Raw genomic sequence first — 21448 nt, 5'->3', positions numbered from 1 at the left:
CGGGCCCGCATCGTTTTGAAGGTTCGGAGGTTTAATCATGTCTGTGGCTGACATCAAGAAAGGCGCTGAGCAGAAAATGCAGCGCTCGCTCGACGCGTTCAAGAACGATCTGTCGAAAATCCGCACGGGCCGTGCGCACACGGGCCTGCTCGATCACATCCAGGTCGACTACTACGGCTCGCCCGTGCCGATCTCGCAGGTCGCGAACCTGACGCTCGTCGATGCCCGCACGATCGGCGTGCAGCCGTGGGAAAAGAAGATGGTCTCCGTGATCGAGAAGGCGATCCGCGAATCGGATCTGGGCCTGAACCCGGCCACGCACGGCGATCTGATCCGCGTGCCGATGCCCCCGCTGACGGAAGAGCGCCGCAAGGAACTCACGAAGGTCGTCAAGAGCGAAGGCGAGACGGCGAAGGTGGCCGTGCGCAACCTGCGCCGCGACGCGAACGAGCAACTGAAGAAGCTCGTGAAGGACAAGGAAATCTCCGAAGACGACGAGCGCCGCGCCGGCGACGATGTTCAGAAGCTGACGGACAAGTTCGTCGCGGAAATCGACAAGCTCGTGCAAACCAAGGAAGGCGAGATCATGACGGTTTGATGGTCTGGCGCACACCAGACACGAGAACTTTCACTGATCATCTCTTCTTTATTTGCTGCTTTACCCGACGGCCATGACCTATACAAGCTCAACCGTTCGCGTCCCTGACGTCTCAGCCGTACCGCGTCACATCGCGATCATCATGGACGGCAATGGCCGTTGGGCGACTCAACGCCGCCTGCCGCGCGTGGCGGGCCATACGCGCGGCCTCGACGCCGTGCGCTCGGCCGTCGACGCCTGTGCCCGGCGTGGCGTCCAGTATCTGACGCTGTTCGCATTCAGTTCCGAAAACTGGCGCCGTCCGATCGACGAGGTGTCGTTCCTGATGCGCCTGTTCGTCACCGCGCTCGAGCGCGAGATCGGCAAGCTGCACGCGAACGGCATCCGCCTGCGCGTGGTCGGCGATCTGTCGATGTTCGACAAGAAGATACAGGACCTGATCACCCGCGCCGAAACCAAGACGGCGAAGAACACGCGCCTGACGCTGACCATCGCCGCGAACTATGGCGGCCGCTGGGACATCATGCAGGCCACGCGCAAGCTGGTCGAGGAGTCGGTGGCGGCGGGCCGCCCCGTCGAGGTCAACGAAGACGCGTTCGCCCAACACCTTGCAATGGCTTACGCGCCCGAGCCGGATCTTTTCATCCGCACGGGCGGCGAGCAGCGCATCAGCAACTTCCTGCTGTGGCAGCTCGCGTACACCGAGTTCTATTTCACCGATACCTACTGGCCGGATTTCGACGCCGACGCGCTCGGCCGCGCGATCGCGTCGTACACCGAGCGCGAGCGCCGCTTCGGCCGCACGAGCGCCCAGCTCGAGCCGCAATCGCAAAACGCCGATTCGCTTCCATGCTAAAAACCCGTGTCATCACGGCGATCGTCCTGCTGGCCATTCTTATTCCCGTCACGCTATGGGCGCCGATCGGCGGCTTCGGCGCGCTGATCGCGTTCGTCGTCGTGTTCGCCGCTTGGGAGTGGGCGCGGCTGCTGAAGCTTCCGGGCGCCGGTCCCGTGGTCTACGCGATCGTTGCTGCGCTGGCGCTGGTGGCCAGCACGAAGCTCGGCACGGGCTTCGCGGCGCCGCGGCCGCTCTTCGAAGCTTCGTCGATCTTCTGGGTGTTCGCGGGCCCGTTCGTGCTCTTGCGCAAGCCGGCTCTCGCTCAGGGCGCCTGGCGGCCGTTTCTGCTGCTGGCGGGCGTCGTCGTGTTCGCGGCGTGCTGGCATGCGCTCGTCGCGGCGCGAATCGAGGGCGTGTCGTTCGTGCTTTCCCTGCTCCTCGTGGTCTGGTTGGCCGATATCGGCGCATACTTTACGGGTAAGGCCATCGGAAAGCACAAACTTGCGCCGTCGATCAGCCCCGGCAAGACCTGGGAGGGGGCCGTCGGCGGGTGGCTCGCGGTGATGATCGTCGCGATCGTTGCCGTCGTCACCCACGCGTTCGCGCCAACCCTGTTTTCGGCGCTGCTCCAGCATCTCGGCGCCGCGCGCGCGTTTGCCACGCTCACGCTGCTCGTCGTGTTCAGCGTCGTAGGCGACCTGTTCGAGTCGATGCTCAAGCGCCAGGCCGGCGTGAAGGATTCGAGCAACCTGCTGCCGGGACATGGCGGCGTGCTCGACCGCATCGACGCCTTGTTGCCGGTGTTGCCGCTCGCGATGCTCGTATTGTCGTAGCCCATCGGCTAGAGAAAGAGATATGCAAAAACGACTCACTTTGCTCGGTTCCACGGGCTCGATCGGAGACAGCACGCTCGACGTCGTCGCGCGTCATCCCGAGCGTTTCTCGGTGTATGCGCTGACCGCGCATCGCAACGGCGACAAGCTCGTCGAACAATGCCTGCGCTTCAAACCCGAAGTGGCCGTCGTCGGCGATGCCGATACGGCCGCGAGCGTCGCCGCGAAGCTGCGCGCCGCGGGTTGCGGCACGGAAGTCACATACGGTCCGCAGGCGCTCGTCGACGTATCGAAGAGCGACGGCTGCGACACCGTCGTCGCGGCGATCGTCGGCGCGGCGGGTCTTGAGCCGAGCCTCGCGGCCGCGCGCGCCGGCAAGCGCATTCTGCTCGCGAACAAGGAGGCGCTCGTGATGTCGGGCGCGATCTTCATGGACGCGGTGCGCGACAACGGCGCGATCCTGCTGCCCGTCGACAGCGAGCACAACGCGATCTTCCAGTGCCTGCCGCGCGAATCGGCGCTGCATGGCGGCGTATCGAAAATCATCCTGACGGCGTCGGGCGGCCCGTTCCGCACGCGCGAACCGTCGACGCTCGTCGGCGTCACGCCGGAAGAAGCGTGCAAGCACCCGAACTGGGTGATGGGCCGCAAGATTTCCGTGGACTCCGCAACGATGATGAACAAGGGCCTCGAAGTAATCGAGGCGCACTGGCTGTTCGGCCTGCCCGGCGAGCGCATCGACGTGCTGATTCACCCACAGAGCGTGATTCACTCGCTCGTGTCGTACGCGGACGGATCGGTGCTCGCGCAACTAGGCAACCCGGACATGCGCACGCCGATCGCGCACGCGCTGGCTTTCCCGGATCGCGTCGATTCGGGCGTCGCGCAGCTCGATCTCGCGCAGATCGCATCGCTGTCGTTCGAGAAGCCCGATTACGCGCGCTTCCCGTGCCTCGCGCTCGCGATGCAGGCGCTGGCCGAAGGCGGCGTCGCCAGTGCCGCCCTGAATGCGGCGAACGAGATTGCCGTCGAGGCGTTCCTGTCGCGCCGCATCGGCTTCATGGCGATTGCCCAGGTCGTCGAAGCCGTGCTGAACACATTGCACAATCGCGAGGCGTCGAGCCTCGCGGACGTGGTCGACGCGGACGCCGCTGCGCGCCGGGCCGCCCACGCTTTGATCGACGGTCTGCCGGCGGGCGCTCGCCTCACGGAACGCGCCGTCCAGTGAGGCGTTTATGAACGTGCTGATCGAGCTGGTCGCCTTCGCAGTCGCGATCGGCGTACTGGTGGTCGTCCATGAGTTTGGCCACTACAGCATCGCGCGCCTGTGCGGCGTCAAGGTGCTGCGTTTTTCGATCGGCTTCGGCAAGCCGCTTGCGCGCTGGGTCAGCGCGAAGACGGGCACCGAGTGGACCATCGCGTCGCTGCCGCTCGGCGGCTACGTGAAGATGCTCGACGAGCGCGAAGAAGGCGCGCCGATTCCTCCTGCCGATCTGCCACGCGCGTTCAATCGCCAGTCGGTCGGCAAGCGTATCGCGATCGTCGCGGCGGGCCCCATCGCGAACTTCATCCTGGCCATCGTGCTGTTCGCGGCGGTGTTCGCGACGGGTGTCACCGAGCCTGCCGCAATCGTCGCAGCGCCCGCTGCCGATACCGTCGCGGCGCGCGCGGGCTTCGAGGGCGGCGAAACCGTGGTCGGCGTGCGCGACGCGGACGGCGGCGACTCCGAGCGCGTTCGCTCGTGGTCGGACTTGCGCTGGAAGCTCCTGGGCGCCGCGTTCGATCACAAGCGCGTCATATTGAGCGCGAAGGACGGTGGGCACGGCACGTTCGACTTCCCGCTGGACTTGCAAGGCCTCACCGACAAGGAAGTCGACGACGACTTCATGTCGCGGCTCGGCTTCGAGCCGGGCGGCGGCACGCTGTCGGTGGCGGGCGTGCAGGCGGGCAGCGCCGCGTTGCGCGCGGGCCTGCTCGCAGGCGATCGGATCCGCGCCGTCGACGGGCGTCCCGCCGATAACGCGACGACCTTCATCAACTACATCAAGTCACACGCGGGCAAGCCCGTCGTGCTGCAAGTCGAGCGTGGCGCGAAGAACCAGCAGCCGGGGGTGTTGCAGAATCTGACCATCGTGCCGGGCGTTCAGCGCGACGAGATGACGGGCCAGCAGGTGGGCCGCATCGGCGCCGAGCTCGCGACGCAAGTGCCTTCGATCGACGTGCGCTACGGTCCCGTCGAGAGCGTGCGCCTTGGCGCGCGCCGCACATGGGACCTTGCTGTGTACTCGGTGCGGATGTTCGGCCGGATGATCGTCGGCGAGGCTTCGCTCAAAAATCTGTCCGGTCCCGTGACCATCGCGGACTACGCGGGCAAGAGCGCGCGACTCGGTCCGTCAGCATTCCTGTCGTTCCTCGCGCTTGTCAGCATAAGCCTCGGCGTCCTCAACCTTTTACCAATACCGGTATTGGACGGGGGGCATCTGTTATATTATCTGGTTGAAGCTGTTACCGGCAAAGCCGTATCGGATCGCTGGCAGCTCGTTCTTCAAAGAGCGGGACTGGCTTGTATCGTCGCCTTGTCGGCGATTGCGCTGTTCAACGATCTTGCTCGTTTAATCCATTTTTAAAGTGTCTGGCGGCGTACGATGGCGCCCGCCTGACCTGATGCAGCTATACACACTGGGGAAGCACGTTGTTTAAACCTCATCGCTTTGTTCCAAAGACGGTTGTAGCCGCGGCATTCGCCGCGCATGGGCTGGTAGCTCACGCGACGACACCCTTCGTGGTGAAAGACATTCGGATCGAAGGGCTGCAACGGGTAGAACCCGGCACGGTGTTCTCCTATCTTCCCATCAAGCAAGGCGATACGTTTAACGACGAAAAGGCTTCCGAAGCCATCCGCGCGCTGTACGCAACGGGCTTCTTCAACGACGTGAAGATCGCCACCGAAGGCGACGTCGTGGTGGTGCAGGTGCTGGAGCGCCCCGCGATCGGCACGATTGATTTCTCCGGCCTGCATGAATTCGAGAAGGACAACCTGATCAAGGCGCTGCGCGCGGTCGGTCTGTCGCAAGGCCGTTACTACGACAAGGCGCTCGTCGACAAGGCCGAGCAGGAACTGAAGCGCCAGTATCTGACGCGCGGCTTCTACGCCGCGGAAGTCACGACTACGATCACGCCGATCGATCGCAACCGTGTTGCGGTCCTGTTCGCGGTGATCGAAGGTCCTAGCGCGAAGATCCGCCAGATCAACTTCATCGGCAACAAGGCATTCAGCACGGGCACGCTGCGCGACGAAATGCAGCTGTCCACGCCGAACTGGTTCTCGTGGTACACGAAGAACGACCTGTATTCGAAGGAAAAGCTCACCGGCGACCTCGAGAACGTCCGCTCGTATTACCTGAACCGCGGCTACCTCGAGTTCAACATCGAGTCGACCCAGGTGTCGATCACGCCTGACAAGAAGGACATGTATCTGACGGTGACGCTGCATGAAGGCGAGCCGTACACGATCAACAGCATCAAGCTCGCGGGCAATCTGCTCGACCGCGAAGCCGAACTCAACAAGCTGATCAAGATCAAGCCGGGCGACCGTTTCTCGGCGGAGAAGCTGCAGGCCACGACGAAGGCGATCGTCGACAAGCTCGGCGAATACGGCTATGCGTTCGCGACCGTGAACGCGCTGCCGCAAATCGATCAGGAGCATCACAAGGTCGACCTGACGTTGCAGGTCGATCCGAGCCGCCGTGTGTACGTGCGCCGCATCAACGTGAACGGCAACACGCGCACGCGCGACGAAGTGGTGCGCCGCGAAATGCGCCAGCTCGAAAGCTCGTGGTTCGATTCGAACCGCCTCGCGCTGTCGAAGGACCGCATCAACCGTCTCGGCTACTTCACGGATGTCGACGTGACGACCGTGCCCGTCGAAGGCACGCCGGACCAGGTGGACGTCGACGTGAAGGTCGCCGAAAAGCCGACGGGCGCGATCACGCTGGGCGCGGGCTTCTCGTCGACGGACAAGGTGGTGCTGTCGGCGGGCGTGTCGCAGGACAACGTGTTCGGTTCGGGCACGAGCCTGTCCGTGAACGTGAACACTGCGAAGACGTACCGCACGCTGACGGTCACGCAGGTCGACCCGTACTTCACGGTCGACGGCATCAAGCGCATTACCGACGTCTACTACCGCACGTACGAGCCGCTGTACTACTCGACGGATTCGAGCTTCCGCATCGTCACGATGGGCGGCGACCTGAAGTTCGGCATTCCGTTCTCGGAAGTGGACACGGTGTACTTCGGCGCGGGCTTCGAGCAGAACACGCTGGACGTCGACGCCAATACGCCGCAGGCCTACAAGAACTACGTGCAGGACTTCGGCCGCGTGTCGAACAACGTGCCGCTGACGGTCGGCTGGTCGCGCGACGCGCGTGACAGCGCGCTGGTGCCGAGCCGCGGCTACTTCACGCAGGCGAATGCCGAATACGGCACGCCGATCGGCGGCACCGAGTATTACAAGGCCGACTTGCAGGCGCAGTACTATTATTCGTTTGCTCGCGGCTTCGTGCTGGGCTTCAACATCCAGGGCGGATACGGCAACGGCATCGGCAACGCGTATCCGATCTTCAAGAACTACTACGCGGGCGGTATTGGCTCGGTCCGCGGCTATGAGCCGAGCTCGCTGGGTCCGCGCGACAAGGTCACGAACGACCCGATCGGCGGCAACAAGATGTTCGTCACCAACGTCGAACTCACGTTCCCGCTGCCGGGCACCGGTTATGACCGTACGCTGCGGGTGTTCACGTTCCTCGACGCCGGTAACGTGTGGGGCGATTCGCGTCAGGGCGGCGATACGACGGTCGGCTCGAACGGCTTGCGCTACGGTTACGGTGTCGGTCTCGCGTGGATTTCGCCGATCGGGCCGCTCAAGCTGTCGTTGGGCTTCCCGTTGCAGAAGCACGCGGGCGACCAGTATCAGAAGTTCCAGTTCCAGATCGGGACGGCGTTCTGATCGCGCGCTCGAGAACCGGAACCCCTTACAGCATCGAGAGGATGACTTTGCTAACTGGTATGTTTTCGAAACGTGTGGCGTGCGCAATGGCCCTGGTCATGACGCTCGGCGTGGGCGCGGCGAATGCCGCGCAGGCGCAGGAAGCGCGGATCGCCGCGGTGAATTCGGATCGCATCCTGCGTGAATCGGCGGCGGCGAAAGCGGCGCAGACCAAGCTGGAAGCGGAGTTCGCGAAGCGCGACAAGGACCTGCAGGACATGGCGCAGCGTCTCAAGTCGATGTCGGACTCGCTCGACAGGAACGGCGCGTCGATGGCGCCCGCCGATCGCGCGCAGAAGCAGCGCGACCTGTCGCAGCTCGACACGGACTTCCAGCGCAAGCAGCGCGAGTTCCGCGAAGACCTGAACCAGCGCCGCAACGAAGAGCTGGCGGCTGTGCTCGACCGCGCGAACAAGGTGATCAAGCAGATCGCCGAGCAGCAGCACTACGACCTGATCGTGCAGGAAGCGGTCTACGTGAGCCCGCGCATCGACATCACCGACCAGGTGCTGAAAGCGCTCGCATCGTCGGGTAACGGCAGCAGCAGCGGCAACTGACAGGCACAGGGGCAAGAGCGCAATCCTCGCGCAAACACGGCGCAAGACCGTCCCGCGAAACACACCCGGCGCGCGGTCCGCGCGCAAGGCAGGCAACTGAACAGCAGGAGCAGTACACGCATGGCATTCACGCTCGAGGAGATCGTGCAGCGGTTCGGCGGCGAGGTCGTCGGCGATCGCGCGCACCGCGTCGGCAATCTGGCGCCGCTCGATCAGGCTGGCCCGGATCAACTGGCGTTCCTCGCCAACCCGAAATATCTGGCGCAGGTCGAAACGACGCGCGCGGGCGCGGTGCTGATCAACGCGGCGGATCTCGCGAAGCTCGCTTCGCGCGACGGTCGTAACTTCATCGTCACGCCGAATCCCTACGCTTATTTCGCGCGTCTCGCGCAGGCCTTCATCGACATGGCCGCGCCGAAGGCGCAGCCGGGCGTGCACGCGAGCGCGACCGTCGATCCTTCCGCGCAGATCGCCGCGAGTGCCGTGATCGGCCCGAACGTGACGGTCGAAGCGGGTGCCGCGATCGGCGATAACGTGCGGCTCGACGCGAACGTGTTCATCGGGCGCGGCACGAAGATCGGCGCGGGTTCGCGTCTGTATCCGAACGTCGCCGTCTATCACGGCTGCACGATCGGCGAGCGTGTGATCGTTCATGCGGGCGCCGTGATCGGCTCGGACGGCTTCGGCTTTGCGCCGGATTTCGTCGGCGACGGCGACGCGCGCACGGGCAGCTGGGTAAAGATTCCGCAGGTCGGCGGCGTGTCGATCGGGCCCGATGTCGAAATCGGTGCGAACACGACGATCGATCGTGGTGCGATGGCCGATACCGTGATCGAAGAATGCGTGAAAATCGACAACCTCGTGCAGATCGGCCATAACTGCAAGATCGGCGCCTATACGGTGATCGCGGGTTGCGCGGGCATCGCCGGCAGCACGACGATCGGCCGTCACTGCATGATCGGCGGCGCGGTCGGCATTGCCGGCCATGTCACGCTGGCCGACTACGTGATCGTCACGGCCAAGTCGGGCGTGTCGAAGTCGCTGTTGAAACCCGGCATGTACACGAGCGCGTTCCCGGCCGTGGATCACGCCGACTGGAACAAAAGCGCCGCGTTGATGCGCAATCTCGACAAGCTGCGAGACCGTATCAAGGCACTCGAAGCCGCCGTCGCCAGCGCCTCCGGAGACAAGGCGTAAGCGTCGACCGGCGGGAAGCGCCGGCGCACGCGGCCGTCAGGCGGCGCGCGGCCGGCACAGGAACGGGCGGCAGGGCGCGTTTCGTCATCCATGCGCCAGCACCCAGCATTCGCAGTCATCATCGCGCAACCAATGCGTGAGCAGAAACACCATGAGCACCGAAAAAATCAATCTCGACATCCACAAGATCCTCACGCTGCTGCCGCATCGCTATCCGATCCTCCTCGTCGATCGGGTGCTCGAACTCGAGCCGCACAAGAGCATCAAGGCGCTGAAGAATGTGACGATCAACGAACCGTTCTTCATGGGCCACTTCCCGAAGCGTCCCGTGATGCCGGGCGTGCTGATCCTGGAAGCGCTGGCGCAGACGGCGGCGCTCCTGACCTTTTCCGAAGAGCCACATGATCCCGACAACACGCTGTACCTGTTCGTCGGCATCGACAATGCGCGCTTCAAGCGCGTCGTCGAACCGGGTGACCAGCTGATCCTGAACGCCACGTTCGAGCGCCATATGCGCGGCATCTGGAAGTTCAAGGCGCGCGCCGAAGTGGACGGCCAGGTGGCGGCGGAAGCCGATCTGATGTGCGCGGTGCGTCAGGCCGACAGCGAGTGACGCAAGGCAACAGGCAGTAACGGCCGTGGCGGGCGGACGGCGGACGGAAGAGGCAGATGATGCTCCGTCATGCCGCAACGCCGGCGGCAGAACAATCGAAACTTCGGGCTGTCACAAGATGGATTGCAACGTGACGGCTCGAACGCGCTGGACGGCGCCGCAGCGTCATCCGCGCCATGTAACGGAAATACAGCGGGAAATACAGCGAGGGCGCATGAGCAGGATTCATCCTACTGCGATCATCGAGTCGGGCGCGCAGCTCGACGAATCGGTCGAGATCGGACCGTACGCAATCGTCGGCGCGCACGTCACGATCGGTGCGCGCACCACGGTCGGTTCGCACAGCGTGATCGAAGGTCATACGACGGTCGGCGAAGACAACCGCATCGGCCATTACGCGTCGGTCGGCGGCCGGCCGCAGGACATGAAGTACCGCGACGAGCCCACGAAGCTCGTGATCGGCAACCGCAACACGATCCGCGAATTCACGACGATCCACACGGGCACCGTGCAGGACCAGGGCATCACGACGCTCGGCGACGACAACTGGATCATGGCCTACGTGCACATCGGCCACGACTGCCAGATCGGCAGCAACGTGATCCTGTCGAGCAATGCGCAGATGGCAGGCCATGTGATCATCGGCGATCACGCGATTGTCGGCGGCATGTCGGGCGTGCATCAGTTCGTGCGCATCGGCGCGCACTCGATGCTGGGCGGCGCGTCGGCGCTTGTGCAGGACATTCCGCCGTTCGTGATCGCCGCGGGCAACAAGGCCGAGCCGCACGGCATCAACGTCGAAGGGCTGCGCCGCCGCGGCTTCTCGCCGGACGCCATTTCGGCGCTGCGCTCCGCATATCGCCTGCTGTACAAGAACAGCCTGTCGCTCGAAGAAGCGAAGGTGCAATTGCGCGAACTCGCGACGGCGGGAGGCGATGGCGACGAGCCCGTGCGCGCGCTCGTCGAATTCGTCGAGCAGTCGCAGCGCGGCATCATTCGCTGACCGATGCCGTTGCCTACCAGTCCGCTGCGGCTCGCAATGGTGGCCGGCGAGCCGTCGGGCGACCTGCTCGCGGCGTCGCTGCTGGACGGGCTCGCGGCCCGTCTGCCGCAAGGGACGCAGTACTTCGGCATCGGCGGTCCGCGCATGATCGCGAAGGGCTTCGACGCGCATTTTCCGATGGAAAAGCTGTCGGTGCGCGGCTACGTCGAAGCGCTGAAGCATATTCCCGAGATTCTCGGCATCCGCAACGAGCTGAGGCGGCAGTTGTTGGCGGAGCCGCCGTCGGTGTTCATCGGCGTCGACGCGCCTGACTTCAACTTCGGCCTCGAGCACGCGTTGCGCGATGCGGGCATTCCGACCATCCACTTCGTCTGTCCGTCGATCTGGGCATGGCGCGGCGGCCGGATCAAGAAGATCGTCAAGGCCGTCGATCACATGCTGTGCGTGTTTCCATTCGAAAAGGCGCTACTCGAGAAATCGGGCGTCGCGGCGACCTATGTCGGCCATCCGCTCGCGGACGAAATCCCGCTCGAACCGGACGTGCCGGGCGCGCGCCGCGTGCTCGGCCTGCCCGAAGGCGGCCCGGTGATCGCCGTGCTGCCGGGCAGCCGCCGCTCGGAAATCTCACTGATCGGACCGACGTTCTTCGACGCGATGGAACTGATGTTGCAGCGCGAGCCGGGCGTGCGCTTCGTGATGCCGGCTGCGACGCCTGCGCTGCGCGAACTGCTGAAGCCGCTCGTCGACTCGCACCCGAAACTGCCGCTCACGCTGACGGACGGCAACGCGCAGCTCGCGATGACGGCCGCGGACGCGATTCTCGTGAAAAGCGGCACGGTCACGCTGGAAGCGGCGCTGCTGAAGAAGCCGATGGTAATTTCGTACAAGGTGCCCTGGCTGACGGGACAGATCATGCGCCGTCAGGGCTATCTGCCGTACGTGGGCCTGCCGAATATCCTCGCCGGGCGTTTCGTCGTGCCCGAAATCCTGCAGCACTTCGCGACACCCGAAGCGTTGGCCGATGCCACGCTGACTCAGTTGCGCGACGACGCAAACCGGCGCACGCTGACGGAAATCTTCACCGAGATGCATCACGTGCTGAAGCAGAACACAGCGCAGCGAGCCGCGGAAGCGGTCGTCGGCGTCGTCGAAGCGCGTCGGGGGCGTCCATGACGGGCGCGACGGGCAAGGCCGCGCCGCGCCGCAAGGCGTCCGCGACGATCGCGAAACAGACCGGCCTCGATTTTTCATCGCCGGAAGACGTCGTTTGCGGCGTCGACGAAGCAGGGCGCGGTCCGCTCGCGGGCCCCGTGGTTGCAGCCGCTGTCATTCTCGATCCGACGAAACCTCGCATCCGTGGACTCGGCGATTCGAAGGCGCTGACTGCGAAAAAGCGCGAAGAGCTGTACGAGAAGATCATCGAGCGGTCGATTGCGTATTGCGTCGCGTCGGCGTCCGTCGAAGAGATCGACACGCTGAACATCCTGCACGCGACGATGCTCGCGATGAAGCGCGCCGTCGAAGGCCTGAAGGTCGCGCCGACGCTTGCGAAGATCGATGGCAACCGTTGCCCGATGCTCAGCATTCGCAGCGAGGCGATCGTCAGCGGCGATGCGCTCGTGCCGTGCATCTCGGCGGCGTCGATTCTCGCGAAGGTCACGCGCGACCGGATGCTGCTTGAACTGCATCAGACGTTCCCGATGTACGGCTTCGATGCGCACGCGGGCTACGGCACGCCGCAGCATCTGCTGGCGCTGCGCGACCATGGTCCGTGCGAGCATCACCGGCGCTCGTTTGCGCCTGTGCGCGACGCGTATCTGCGGCTCGGCATGGCCGTCGATCTGCCTGAGGACGTCGTGATCGTGCCGCCCGTCACCAGTGACGACGACGTGCTCATCGCAGACGACAGCGCGCCGTTCTGAGCCTCGCGGAAGCGACTCAAGCGCCTTCGGGCGCTTTTCTTTTCACCCGTTTTTTCACGCTACCGACACCGTCTTCGCTGCCAGTGAAAGCCATTACCTCGCGGGACAATCCGCTCTACAAACGTCTGAAGGCATTGGCCGGTTCGACGCATCAACAGCGCCGGAGCGGCCATGCGCTGCTCGAAGGGTTTCATCTCGCGAGCGCCTATCTCGATGTCGCGGGACAGCCCGAGACGTGCGTCGTCACGGAAGGCGCGCTGCGCCACGACGAAGCGCAGGCCATCGTCGCGCGCATCGACGAGCGGCGCATCGTCACGTTGCCCGATGCGCTCTTCGGGCAACTGTCGAGTGTCGTGAACGGCGTCGGCATGCTGCTGCTCGTCGAGAAGCTCGACGAGGCGCTGCCCGATCGCGTCATGCAAGGCTGCATCGTGCTCGACGGTGTGCAGGACGCGGGCAATGTCGGCTCGATTCTGCGCAGCGCGGCGGCGGCGGGCATCGGCCACGTGTTTTGCGCGCCGGGCACCGCGTACGCGTGGTCGTCGAAAGTGCTGCGCTCCGGCATGGGCGCGCATTTCCTGCTGCAGATTCATGAGGATGTCGAACCGCAGACGCTGATCGGGCGGCTCGACGTGCCCGTCGCGATCACGGACTCGCACGGCGCGCAGGCGATTTACGACACCGATCTGTCGGGCCCGGTCGCCTGGGTGTTCGGCAACGAAGGGGCGGGCGTGTCGCAGACGTGGCGCGACGCGGTGACGTATCGCGTGACGATTCCTCAGCCCGGCGGAATGGAGTCGCTGAACGTCGCGGCAGCGGCCGCCGTGTGTCTTTTCGAGCAGTGCCGGCAGCAGCGCGAGCACGAGCCGCGCGCTTCCAGCTAGCCTTCACTGCGGCTGCATCAATACGACGACCGGTCGAGCCTGATTTCCTGCAGGATGGTCGTCGCGATTTCCTCGATCGACTTGTGCGTCGACGACAGCCACTTGATGCCTTCTCGCCGCATCATCGTCTCCGCTTCGTTGATTTCGTAGCGGCAGTTTTCCAGCGCGGCGTACTTGCTGCCGGGGCGCCGCTCGTTGCGAATTTCCGAAAGCCGCTGCGGATCGATCGACAGCCCGAACATCTTCGTGCGATGCGCGAGCAGCGGCGTCGGCAGCTTGCCGCGCTCGAAGTCTTCGGGGATCAGCGGATAGTTCGCGGCCTTCACGCCGTACTGCATCGCCAGATATAGGCTCGTCGGCGTCTTGCCGCTGCGCGACACGCCGACGAGGATCACATCCGCTTCTTCCAGATTGCGATTCGACTGGCCGTCGTCGTGGGCGAGCGAGAAGTTGATCGCCTCGATCCGGTTCTTGTACTCCTCGGTGTCGGCGTTCTGGTGGCCGCGGCCCATCGCGTGGCTCGACTTCAGCTCCAGTTCCAGTTCGAGCGGCTCGACGAAGGTCTGGAACATGTCCAGCACGAGCGCGTTCGAGTCCTTCACGATCTGGTTCGACGCGCTGTTCACGAGCGTCGTGAAGACGATCGGGCGGCGGCCTTCGTGATGGGCGGATTCGTTGATCTTTTCGAGCGTGGCATACGCTTTTTCCGTCGAATCGACGAATGGCACGCGGACCAGGCGAAATTTCTGGTCGAACTGGGAGAGGATCGAATGCGCGAAGGTTTCGGCAGTAATCCCGGTACCGTCGGAGACGATGAATACGGTGGGCGGCATCAGTGGGGGCAGGGAACGCGAGCGTCAAAATCCGCTCAAATGAGACATCGCCGCATGGCGCGCGCTGCCCGGTGGCTGGCCGGAAACCCTGCAGCGGCGCCGCTCGCGGCGCAATTCTTGTCCGACTGTCACATTTCGAGAGTCGGCACGGTAGAATAGCGGCAACCTGTTGGATAAGCAATTGCAGCCAAATCGCGGGTAACTATCCGTTATCGCACTTGGATTGCGTCGCGATTTGTTCGTATCTTGCATCGCAAAGCCGCAAGTTCGTTCAATCTCCTGCTTCGTCGGGCTTCGTGTCGATCGCCGAGGCCTTCCGCGATTGCTTTTCCAACAGGTTGCGTAAGGCACGAGCCACGCTTCCTATGAGCGCCTCGTGTTCAAGCCCACTTGCGCAATCGAGCATTTTTTTCACACTTAGGGGCTTGTATGACTAACGCAGTTAACGTTGCTAAGGATCAGGCGTATGTAGTTCCATTCGAGCAGTTGCGAATGACCGACGTGGATATCGTCGGCGGCAAGAATGCTTCGCTCGGCGAGATGATCAGTCAGCTCGCGGAAGCGGGCGTGCGGGTGCCGACCGGCTTTGCGACGACGGCGCTCGCATTCCGCGAGTTCCTGCATCACAACAGCCTGACCGAACGCATCGCGCAACGTCTGGAGACGTTCGACGTCGACGACGTAAAGGCGCTTGCCGCTGCGGGCAAGGAGATCCGTCAATGGATCGTCGACGCCCCGATGCAGCCGCGTCTCGAGCAGGAAATCCGCGTGGCGTTCGAAACGCTCTCGAAAAGCTCGCCTGAGGAACTGTCGTTCGCGGTCCGTTCGTCGGCAACGGCGGAAGACCTGCCGGACGCATCGTTCGCGGGCCAGCAGGAAAGCTACCTGAACGTGGTCGGCATCGAAGACGTGCTCGATCGCATGAAGCACGTGTTCGCGTCGCTGTACAACGACCGCGCCATCTCCTATCGCGTCCACAAGGGCTTCACGCACGCTGAAGTCGCGTTGTCGGCGGGCGTGCAGCGCATGGTGCGCTCGGACGTCGGCGCAGCGGGCGTGATGTTCACGCTCGACACCGAGTCGGGCTTCAAGGACGCCGTATTCATCACGTCGAGCTATGGCCTCGGTGAAACCGTCGTGCAAGGCGCGGTGAATCCGGACGAGTTCTACGTCTTCAAGACCACGCTCGCGCAGAACAAATACCCGATCATCCGTCGCTCGATCGGCTCGAAGCTCATCAAGATGGAGTTCACTAAAGCGGGCGAAGAAGGCCGCGTGAAGACCGTCGACGTGTCGCACGAGCAGCGCAACCGTTTCTCGATCACCGACGACGACGTGATCGAACTCGCGAAGTACGCGGTCATCATCGAGAAGCACTACGAGCGTCCGATGGACATCGAGTGGGGCAAGGACGGCCGCGACGGCAAGATCTTCATTCTGCAGGCGCGTCCTGAAACGGTGAAGAGCCAGGGTCACAACAAGGCCGAGCAGCGCTTCAAGCTGAAGGGCCAGTCGCAGGTGCTGGCGACGGGCCGCGCAATCGGCCAGAAGATCGGCGCAGGCCCCGTGCGCGTGATTCACGATCCGTCCGAGATGGAGCGCGTGCAGCCGGGCGACGTGCTGGTCGCGGACATGACCGACCCGAACTGGGAGCCGGTGATGAAGCGCGCGTCGGCCATCGTCACGAACCGTGGCGGCCGCACCTGCCACGCGGCGATCATTGCGCGCGAACTGGGCGTGCCCGCCGTGGTGGGCTGCGGCGACGCGACCGACGTGCTGAAGGACGGCGCGCTCGTCACGGTGTCGTGCTCGGAAGGCGACGAAGGCAAGATCTACGACGGCCTGCTCGAAACGGAAGTGACGGAAATCCAGCGTGGCGAACTGCCGGACATCCCCGTGAAGATCATGATGAACGTGGGCAATCCGCAGCTCGCGTTCGACTTCGCGCAACTACCGAACAAGGGCGTGGGTCTCGCGCGTCTGGAATTCATCATCAACAACAACATCGGCGTTCACCCGAAGGCGATTCTCGAGTATCCGAACGTCGATCAGGACCTGAAGAAGGCCGTCGAAAGCGTCGCGCGTGGTCATGCATCGCCGCGTGCGTTCTACGTCGACAAGTTGACGGAAGGCATCGCGACGATCGGCGCGGCGTTCTATCCGAAGCCCGTGATCGTGCGTCTGTCGGACTTCAAGTCGAACGAGTACAAGAAGCTGATCGGCGGCTCGCGCTATGAGCCGGACGAGGAAAACCCGATGCTCGGCTTCCGCGGCGCATCGCGGTACATCGCCGAAGACTTCGCGCAGGCGTTCGAAATGGAGTGCATGGCGCTCAAGCGTGTGCGCGAAGAGATGGGCCTCGACAACGTCGAGATCATGGTGCCGTTCGTGCGCACGCTGAAGCAGGCGGAGCGCGTGGTGAACCTGCTCGCGAAGTACGGCCTGAAGCGCGGCGAAAACGGCCTGCGCCTGATCATGATGTGCGAAGTGCCGTCGAACGCGATCCTCGCCGAAGAGTTCCTGCAGTACTTCGACGGCTTCTCGATCGGCTCGAACGACCTGACGCAGCTCACGCTCGGCCTCGACCGCGACTCGGGCATGGAACTGCTGGCCGTCGACTTCGACGAGCGCGATCCCGCCGTCAAGTTCATGCTCAAGCGCGCGATCGACACGTGCCTGCGCCTGAACAAGTACGTCGGCATCTGCGGCCAGGGCCCGTCGGATCATCCGGATTTCGCGCAATGGCTGACGGACGAAGGCATCGCGTCGATCTCGCTGAACCCGGACACGATCATCGAAACGTGGCAGGCGCTGGCGAAAACGACGGCGAAGTAAGCATTGCGCATCGTTCGTAGAGGTGTGTAAAACGTACTTCGGCGAACGATAAAACGTTGACGCTTCATGCTATAAACACCCCGGTAGATCCGGGGTGTTTTGCTTTGTGGAGGCCAACGTGATGCATAGCGGGCTGTTCTGGTGGATTGGCGCAGGCGTGCTGATCGTGCTCGAACTGATGCAGGGTACGTTCTATCTGCTGATGGTGGCGCTGGGCTTTATCGCGGCGGCGCTTGCGCGCCTGGCGGGCGCCGGCTTGCCGTTGCAGTTCGGCGTCGCAGCCGTCGTCGCGCTCGGCGCGGTGCTCGTGCTGCGCAAGTCGCGCTACGGGCGCAAGACGAAAACGCGCGCCGAAGCCGCGCGCAATCCCGACGTCAATCTCGACATCGGCTCGACGCTCACGGTGCCCGCGTGGCACGACGGGCGCGCGCGGACCAGCTATCGCGGTGCTTCATGGGAAGTCGAGCTCGCACCCGGCGAACCGGAAGACGCGAATCTCTACGAGATCACTGCGTTGCGTGGCAACTGCCTCGTCGTTGTCGCGAGAAAGCACGCGGCTCGGGTTTGAACAACGGACTCTGATTCGGCGTCATTCGGACGCAACTCGCGCGCATTCAGATGCGCACAACAATTCAAAAACAGTTTGGGGGTGCAGGAATGGAACCGTCGAGTGTCGTTGGACTCGTGTTGCTGATTGTCGTGATCGTGACTGCCGCGAAGACGATCAAGATCGTGCCGCAACAGCACGCATGGGTGCTGGAGCGCCTCGGCCGCTATCACGCGACGTTGACGCCGGGCCTGACGTTCGTGCTGCCGTTCATCGACCGGATCGCGTACAAGCACGTGCTCAAGGAGATTCCGCTCGACGTGCCGAGCCAGGTCTGCATCACGCGCGACAACACGCAGTTGCAGGTCGACGGCGTGCTGTATTTTCAGGTCACCGATCCGATGAAGGCGTCCTATGGATCGAGCAACTTCGTGTTCGCGATCACGCAGTTGTCGCAGACCACGCTGCGTTCGGTGATCGGCAAGCTCGAACTCGACAAGACGTTCGAGGAACGCGACTTCATCAATCATTCGATCGTGTCGGCGCTCGACGAAGCGGCCTCGAACTGGGGCGTCAAGGTGCTGCGCTACGAGATCAAGGACCTGACGCCGCCGAAGGAAATCCTCCACGCGATGCAGGCGCAGATCACGGCCGAACGGGAGAAGCGCGCGCTGATCGCGGCGTCGGAAGGGCGCAAGCAGGAGCAGATCAATATCGCGTCGGGCGGACGCGAAGCGGCCATCCAGAAGTCCGAAGGCGAGCGTCAGGCGGCGATCAACCAGGCGCAAGGCCAGGCGGCGGCGATTCTGGCTGTTGCCGAAGCGAACTCTCAGGCAATCCAGAAGATCGCTGCCGCGATTCAGTCGACGGGCGGCATGGAAGCCGTGAATCTGAAGGTCGCTGAGCAGTACGTGAACGCGTTTGGGAATCTGGCGAAGGCGGGTAACACGCTGATCGTGCCGGGCAACATGTCGGACATGAGCTCGATGATCGCCTCGGCGCTGACCATCGTGAAGCAGGGCAACACGACCGCCTGAACGTTTGGCGCGCGCGACATCAGCGCGCGTTCCACATCTGCATGACAACAGGAAAATGGCCCGCATGTTAGTGCGGGCCATTGTCTATCTGACGACTGAAACGGGCACGGCGGCTCAGGTCGGCGTGCGCATCAGTCGCGCTTTTTCGCGTTCCCAATCGCGCTTCTTCTCGGTTTCGCGCTTGTCGTGCAGCTTCTTGCCCTTCGCGAGGCCTATTTCACATTTGACGCGGCCGTTCTTGTAATGAAAGTTCAGCGGCACGAGCGTGTAGCCGCGCTGCTCGACCTTGCCGATCAGCTTGCTGATTTCTTCCGCGCGCAGCAGCAGCTTGCGCGTGCGCACGGGGTCCAGATTGGCGAATTTCGACGCCTCGGGCAGCGGGCTGATGTGCGTGCCGATCAGAAACAGCTCGGCGTTTTTGATCACGACGTAGCCTTCCTTGATCTGGCCTCGCCCGGCGCGCAGCGCCTTGACTTCCCAGCCCTCCAGCACGAGCCCCGCCTCGTAACGCTCCTCGATCGAATAGTCGAAGAACGCTTTTCTGTTGTCGATGATGCTCATGAATGGAAACGGCTCAACTCGTTTAAAATCACGATTTTAGCAAAGCGGGCCGCCGAAAACCCGCCGCGGTGTCACTCAGTTGTCACGCGTTCGCTATTTCCCAATCACCGTTGCCACGCGCTGTTCAATTTATGGCAGATGTCCAGAAAACCGTGTTGATACGCCATTCGGCGGAACAGATGTTCGACCTCGTCACCGATGTCGCCGACTACCCCAATTTTCTTCCGTGGTGCGGCGGCGTCGAGATCCGCCGCCAGGAAGATAATCTGATGGAGGCGAAGATCGACATCAACTTCAAGGGCATCAAGCAGCACTTCGCGACCCACAACACGCAGGAGCGTCCCACGCGTATCGACATGGAGTTCGCCGACGGTCCGTTTCGCAAGTTCACCGGATACTGGCGCTTCACGCCGCTGCGCGCGGACGCATGCAAGATCGAATTCGCGCTGCACTACGAGTTCACGAGCATCCTGCTGGAAAAGATCATCGGGCCGGTGTTCAACCATATCGCGAACACTTTCGTCGAATCGTTCGTGAAGCGCGCCGACCAGCGCTACGGCAAGGCATGAGCGTGAATCTGACCATCGAAGTGTGCTACGCGCTGCCTGACGAGCAGACGCTGATCCGGCTCGAACTGCCGCAAGGCGCGACGCTCCGGCAGGCCATCGACGCGAGCGGCATACTCACGCGGCATCCCGACATCGATCTGACGAAGCAGAAGACGGGCGTGTTCGGCAAGCTCAAGCCGCTCGATGCCGTGCTCGCGGATCACGATCGCGTTGAGATCTACCGTCCGCTGATCGTCGATCCGAAGGTGTCGCGGCAGCGGCGTGTCGAGAAGTCGCGCAGGGAAGGGTCGGTCGAGGGCCGCAAGTGGCTGCCCAAGGATTCGCGCTGACGCAAGGCCACGCTGACGCAAGACCATAGAAGTAGCGAAAGAACGTCAGACGGCGCACCGCATGACACGGTGCGCCGTTTTTTATGTCCGCTGGACGGCCGGGCGTCGGTTTTCTTGCCTGGTCGACGGCCGAGTGCTCCGCGTCGGTTTTTTTTGCCTGGTCGACAGCGGGGTGCCGCGCGACGCTCAATGCACGGCCGCCTGGGCCTTTTCTTCGAGCGTCGATCGGTCCGAATCGTCGCCGGCATGCTGGCGCACCGACCAGCTGACGCCCGCAACGAGCAGCACGATCGCCGCCAGTTCGAGCGGACGCGGCATGCGATGGTCGTAGATGAACGCGTAGAGCAGCGCGAACAGCGTCTCGAACACGATCAGCTGGCCCGACAGCGTGAGCGGCAGACGCTTGGACGCCGCGTTCCACAGGCCGTTGCCGAGCCACGACGCGCCGAACGCGAGCCCCAGATTCAACAGCCAGAAGAGATGCCAGCGCGTATCGATGTGCGACGTATCGACGGCCGCGGACGGCAGCAGCGCCACGACAAGCCACAGCAGCGCGCCGAGCAGGCCGGTGACGACGCCCCACAGCACCGACCATTCGTTGCCGCTGAAATGTGTCTGACGCTGCAGATAGCGCGCGTTTTCGACGGCAAACCACGTCCAGCAGGCGAGCGCGCCGACTGCGCAGGCAATGCCCACCAGCTTCGTCGCGATCGACACCGACCCGGCCCCCGACGCGCGGAACACGTCGACATTGATGCACGCGATGCCCGCGACGACGAGCGCAAGCGGCCACACGAGCCGCGTGAGCGGCACTGCGCCGTGATCGCGCCGGCCGAGCAGCGTCACCGTGACGGGCAGCACGCCGACGATCAACGACGACGGCGCAATGCCGACGAGGTGAACCGCGCCTGTCAGCAGCAGGTAGTAGAGCAGGTTGCCCGCGAGCGCGAGCTTGACGAGCGCGTTCAGGTCTTCGCGGGTGAGCCGGCGCAGCAGCGAGCGCGCCGACGGCAGCGCGGCGACGAGCGACACCACGCCGTACATCACGTATCGGCCCGCGCTCAGCAGCACGGGCGAAAAATCGGGCAGCAGGCGCGGCACCAGAAAGACCATGCCCCATAACGCTCCCGCCAACATCCCGTACACCACGCCGCGCTGCATCGCCTGCCTCGAATCGAAAACTGAAAGTGTGCGAAGCATAACGGGCCGCAAGCGCCTGCGTCTTGTTCGATTCTGCACTTTGCAGGC

Annotated in this window: 21 protein-coding genes; 18 read left to right on the top strand and 3 right to left on the bottom strand. The window is 63.6% G+C overall.

What is annotated here, in order from left to right:
- The first annotated feature begins 37 nt into the window (after nucleotides 1-37).
- The 13 genes from frr to VSR68_RS16845 all read left to right on the top strand — a co-directional run bounded on the left by frr (nucleotide 38) and on the right by VSR68_RS16845 (nucleotide 13489).
- Nucleotides 38-598, top strand: a complete 561-nt coding sequence (frr, locus tag VSR68_RS16905) for a ribosome recycling factor (protein WP_090864793.1) — start codon at nucleotides 38-40, stop codon at nucleotides 596-598.
- 73 nt (nucleotides 599-671) lie between these two features.
- The gene (uppS, locus tag VSR68_RS16900; RefSeq protein ID WP_342940945.1) at nucleotides 672-1454 is read left to right on the top strand and encodes a polyprenyl diphosphate synthase; all 783 of its coding nucleotides are present in this window, start codon (nucleotides 672-674) and stop codon (nucleotides 1452-1454) included.
- Nucleotides 1448-2269, top strand: coding sequence for a phosphatidate cytidylyltransferase (locus VSR68_RS16895; RefSeq protein WP_342940944.1), 822 nt, complete (start codon nucleotides 1448-1450; stop codon nucleotides 2267-2269). Before uppS ends, VSR68_RS16895 begins: the two co-directional genes overlap by 7 nt.
- A 22-nt stretch (nucleotides 2270-2291) precedes the next feature.
- Nucleotides 2292-3497 carry a 1-deoxy-D-xylulose-5-phosphate reductoisomerase gene (locus VSR68_RS16890; RefSeq protein ID WP_342940943.1) on the top strand — a complete coding sequence of 402 codons (1206 nt, stop codon included), beginning with the start codon at nucleotides 2292-2294 and terminating at the stop codon, nucleotides 3495-3497.
- A 7-nt stretch (nucleotides 3498-3504) separates the two neighbouring features.
- A complete protein-coding gene (gene rseP / locus VSR68_RS16885; RefSeq protein ID WP_342940942.1) occupies nucleotides 3505-4896 on the top strand; it encodes an RIP metalloprotease RseP in 1392 nt (463 codons plus the stop codon).
- A 65-nt stretch (nucleotides 4897-4961) separates the two neighbouring features.
- Nucleotides 4962-7274, top strand: a complete 2313-nt coding sequence (gene bamA / locus VSR68_RS16880) for an outer membrane protein assembly factor BamA (RefSeq protein ID WP_152757424.1) — start codon at nucleotides 4962-4964, stop codon at nucleotides 7272-7274.
- 41 nt (nucleotides 7275-7315) lie between these two features.
- On the top strand, nucleotides 7316-7870 hold the full coding sequence (locus VSR68_RS16875) for an OmpH family outer membrane protein (RefSeq protein WP_193727623.1): 555 nt from the start codon (nucleotides 7316-7318) through the stop codon (nucleotides 7868-7870).
- Between the two features lie 120 nt (nucleotides 7871-7990).
- Entirely contained in the window at nucleotides 7991-9067 is a 1077-nt protein-coding gene (lpxD, locus tag VSR68_RS16870) for a UDP-3-O-(3-hydroxymyristoyl)glucosamine N-acyltransferase (protein WP_342940941.1), read from the top strand.
- Nucleotides 9068-9218: 151 nt separating this feature from the next.
- Entirely contained in the window at nucleotides 9219-9680 is a 462-nt protein-coding gene (gene fabZ / locus VSR68_RS16865) for a 3-hydroxyacyl-ACP dehydratase FabZ (protein ID WP_342936677.1), read from the top strand.
- Nucleotides 9681-9894: 214 nt separating this feature from the next.
- Nucleotides 9895-10683, top strand: a complete 789-nt coding sequence (gene lpxA, locus VSR68_RS16860) for an acyl-ACP--UDP-N-acetylglucosamine O-acyltransferase (protein ID WP_342940940.1) — start codon at nucleotides 9895-9897, stop codon at nucleotides 10681-10683.
- A gap of 3 nt (nucleotides 10684-10686) precedes the next feature.
- A complete protein-coding gene (gene lpxB / locus VSR68_RS16855) occupies nucleotides 10687-11856 on the top strand; it encodes a lipid-A-disaccharide synthase (RefSeq protein WP_342940939.1) in 1170 nt (389 codons plus the stop codon).
- The gene (gene rnhB / locus VSR68_RS16850; protein ID WP_342940938.1) at nucleotides 11853-12605 is read left to right on the top strand and encodes a ribonuclease HII; all 753 of its coding nucleotides are present in this window, start codon (nucleotides 11853-11855) and stop codon (nucleotides 12603-12605) included. Before lpxB ends, rnhB begins: the two co-directional genes overlap by 4 nt.
- A gap of 83 nt (nucleotides 12606-12688) precedes the next feature.
- The gene (locus VSR68_RS16845; RefSeq protein WP_342940937.1) at nucleotides 12689-13489 is read left to right on the top strand and encodes an RNA methyltransferase; all 801 of its coding nucleotides are present in this window, start codon (nucleotides 12689-12691) and stop codon (nucleotides 13487-13489) included.
- Nucleotides 13490-13506: 17 nt separating this feature from the next.
- Here the strand turns inward: VSR68_RS16845 and ppsR are convergent, their stop codons facing one another.
- Entirely contained in the window at nucleotides 13507-14322 is an 816-nt protein-coding gene (gene ppsR / locus VSR68_RS16840; RefSeq protein ID WP_090864781.1) for a posphoenolpyruvate synthetase regulatory kinase/phosphorylase PpsR, read from the bottom strand.
- 429 nt (nucleotides 14323-14751) lie between these two features.
- Between ppsR and ppsA the strand changes: the two genes are divergently transcribed.
- The 3 genes from ppsA (at nucleotide 14752) to VSR68_RS16825 (ending at nucleotide 18741) form a co-directional block, all read left to right on the top strand.
- Nucleotides 14752-17157 carry a phosphoenolpyruvate synthase gene (gene ppsA, locus VSR68_RS16835; protein ID WP_342940936.1) on the top strand — a complete coding sequence of 802 codons (2406 nt, stop codon included), beginning with the start codon at nucleotides 14752-14754 and terminating at the stop codon, nucleotides 17155-17157.
- Nucleotides 17158-17275: 118 nt separating this feature from the next.
- A complete protein-coding gene (locus VSR68_RS16830) occupies nucleotides 17276-17725 on the top strand; it encodes an NfeD family protein (RefSeq protein WP_342940935.1) in 450 nt (149 codons plus the stop codon).
- Nucleotides 17726-17814: 89 nt separating this feature from the next.
- Nucleotides 17815-18741, top strand: a complete 927-nt coding sequence (locus VSR68_RS16825) for a stomatin-like protein (RefSeq protein WP_342940934.1) — start codon at nucleotides 17815-17817, stop codon at nucleotides 18739-18741.
- A gap of 114 nt (nucleotides 18742-18855) precedes the next feature.
- Here VSR68_RS16825 and smpB read toward each other — a convergent pair whose 3' ends face one another.
- Entirely contained in the window at nucleotides 18856-19302 is a 447-nt protein-coding gene (smpB, locus tag VSR68_RS16820; protein WP_342936685.1) for an SsrA-binding protein SmpB, read from the bottom strand.
- A 131-nt stretch (nucleotides 19303-19433) separates the two neighbouring features.
- On the opposite strand from smpB, the gene VSR68_RS16815 reads away from it, so the two are divergent.
- Entirely contained in the window at nucleotides 19434-19871 is a 438-nt protein-coding gene (locus VSR68_RS16815) for a type II toxin-antitoxin system RatA family toxin (protein WP_342936686.1), read from the top strand.
- Nucleotides 19868-20200 (top strand): RnfH family protein, encoded by a 333-nt coding sequence (locus VSR68_RS16810; protein ID WP_342940933.1) that lies wholly within the window; start codon nucleotides 19868-19870, stop codon nucleotides 20198-20200. Before VSR68_RS16815 ends, VSR68_RS16810 begins: the two co-directional genes overlap by 4 nt.
- A 186-nt stretch (nucleotides 20201-20386) precedes the next feature.
- Here VSR68_RS16810 and VSR68_RS16805 read toward each other — a convergent pair whose 3' ends face one another.
- Nucleotides 20387-21361 carry a DMT family transporter gene (locus tag VSR68_RS16805; RefSeq protein ID WP_342940932.1) on the bottom strand — a complete coding sequence of 325 codons (975 nt, stop codon included), beginning with the start codon at nucleotides 21359-21361 and terminating at the stop codon, nucleotides 20387-20389.
- Between the last annotated feature and the right edge of the window lie 87 nt (nucleotides 21362-21448).

It is taken from the genome of Paraburkholderia phymatum, assembly GCF_038900715.1.
GTDB classification, from domain to species: Bacteria; Pseudomonadota; Gammaproteobacteria; order Burkholderiales; family Burkholderiaceae; genus Paraburkholderia; species Paraburkholderia phymatum_A.
This window is presented reverse-complemented; position numbering and strand designations above follow the sequence as displayed.

Coding starts and splice junctions, on each gene's coding strand:
- VSR68_RS16890 (WP_342940943.1), top strand. CDS start 2,292: ATGCAAAAACGACTCACTTTGCTCGGTTCCACGGGCTCGATCGGAGAC.
- VSR68_RS16805 (WP_342940932.1), bottom strand. CDS start 21,361: ATGCAGCGCGGCGTGGTGTACGGGATGTTGGCGGGAGCGTTATGGGGC.
- lpxA (WP_342940940.1), top strand. CDS start 9,895: ATGAGCAGGATTCATCCTACTGCGATCATCGAGTCGGGCGCGCAGCTC.
- VSR68_RS16810 (WP_342940933.1), top strand. CDS start 19,868: ATGAGCGTGAATCTGACCATCGAAGTGTGCTACGCGCTGCCTGACGAG.
- VSR68_RS16825 (WP_342940934.1), top strand. CDS start 17,815: ATGGAACCGTCGAGTGTCGTTGGACTCGTGTTGCTGATTGTCGTGATC.
- rseP (WP_342940942.1), top strand. CDS start 3,505: ATGAACGTGCTGATCGAGCTGGTCGCCTTCGCAGTCGCGATCGGCGTA.
- lpxD (WP_342940941.1), top strand. CDS start 7,991: ATGGCATTCACGCTCGAGGAGATCGTGCAGCGGTTCGGCGGCGAGGTC.
- uppS (WP_342940945.1), top strand. CDS start 672: ATGACCTATACAAGCTCAACCGTTCGCGTCCCTGACGTCTCAGCCGTA.
- fabZ (WP_342936677.1), top strand. CDS start 9,219: ATGAGCACCGAAAAAATCAATCTCGACATCCACAAGATCCTCACGCTG.
- frr (WP_090864793.1), top strand. CDS start 38: ATGTCTGTGGCTGACATCAAGAAAGGCGCTGAGCAGAAAATGCAGCGC.
- ppsA (WP_342940936.1), top strand. CDS start 14,752: ATGACTAACGCAGTTAACGTTGCTAAGGATCAGGCGTATGTAGTTCCA.
- lpxB (WP_342940939.1), top strand. CDS start 10,687: ATGCCGTTGCCTACCAGTCCGCTGCGGCTCGCAATGGTGGCCGGCGAG.
- VSR68_RS16815 (WP_342936686.1), top strand. CDS start 19,434: ATGGCAGATGTCCAGAAAACCGTGTTGATACGCCATTCGGCGGAACAG.
- ppsR (WP_090864781.1), bottom strand. CDS start 14,322: ATGCCGCCCACCGTATTCATCGTCTCCGACGGTACCGGGATTACTGCC.
- smpB (WP_342936685.1), bottom strand. CDS start 19,302: ATGAGCATCATCGACAACAGAAAAGCGTTCTTCGACTATTCGATCGAG.
- VSR68_RS16875 (WP_193727623.1), top strand. CDS start 7,316: ATGACTTTGCTAACTGGTATGTTTTCGAAACGTGTGGCGTGCGCAATG.
- VSR68_RS16895 (WP_342940944.1), top strand. CDS start 1,448: ATGCTAAAAACCCGTGTCATCACGGCGATCGTCCTGCTGGCCATTCTT.
- rnhB (WP_342940938.1), top strand. CDS start 11,853: ATGACGGGCGCGACGGGCAAGGCCGCGCCGCGCCGCAAGGCGTCCGCG.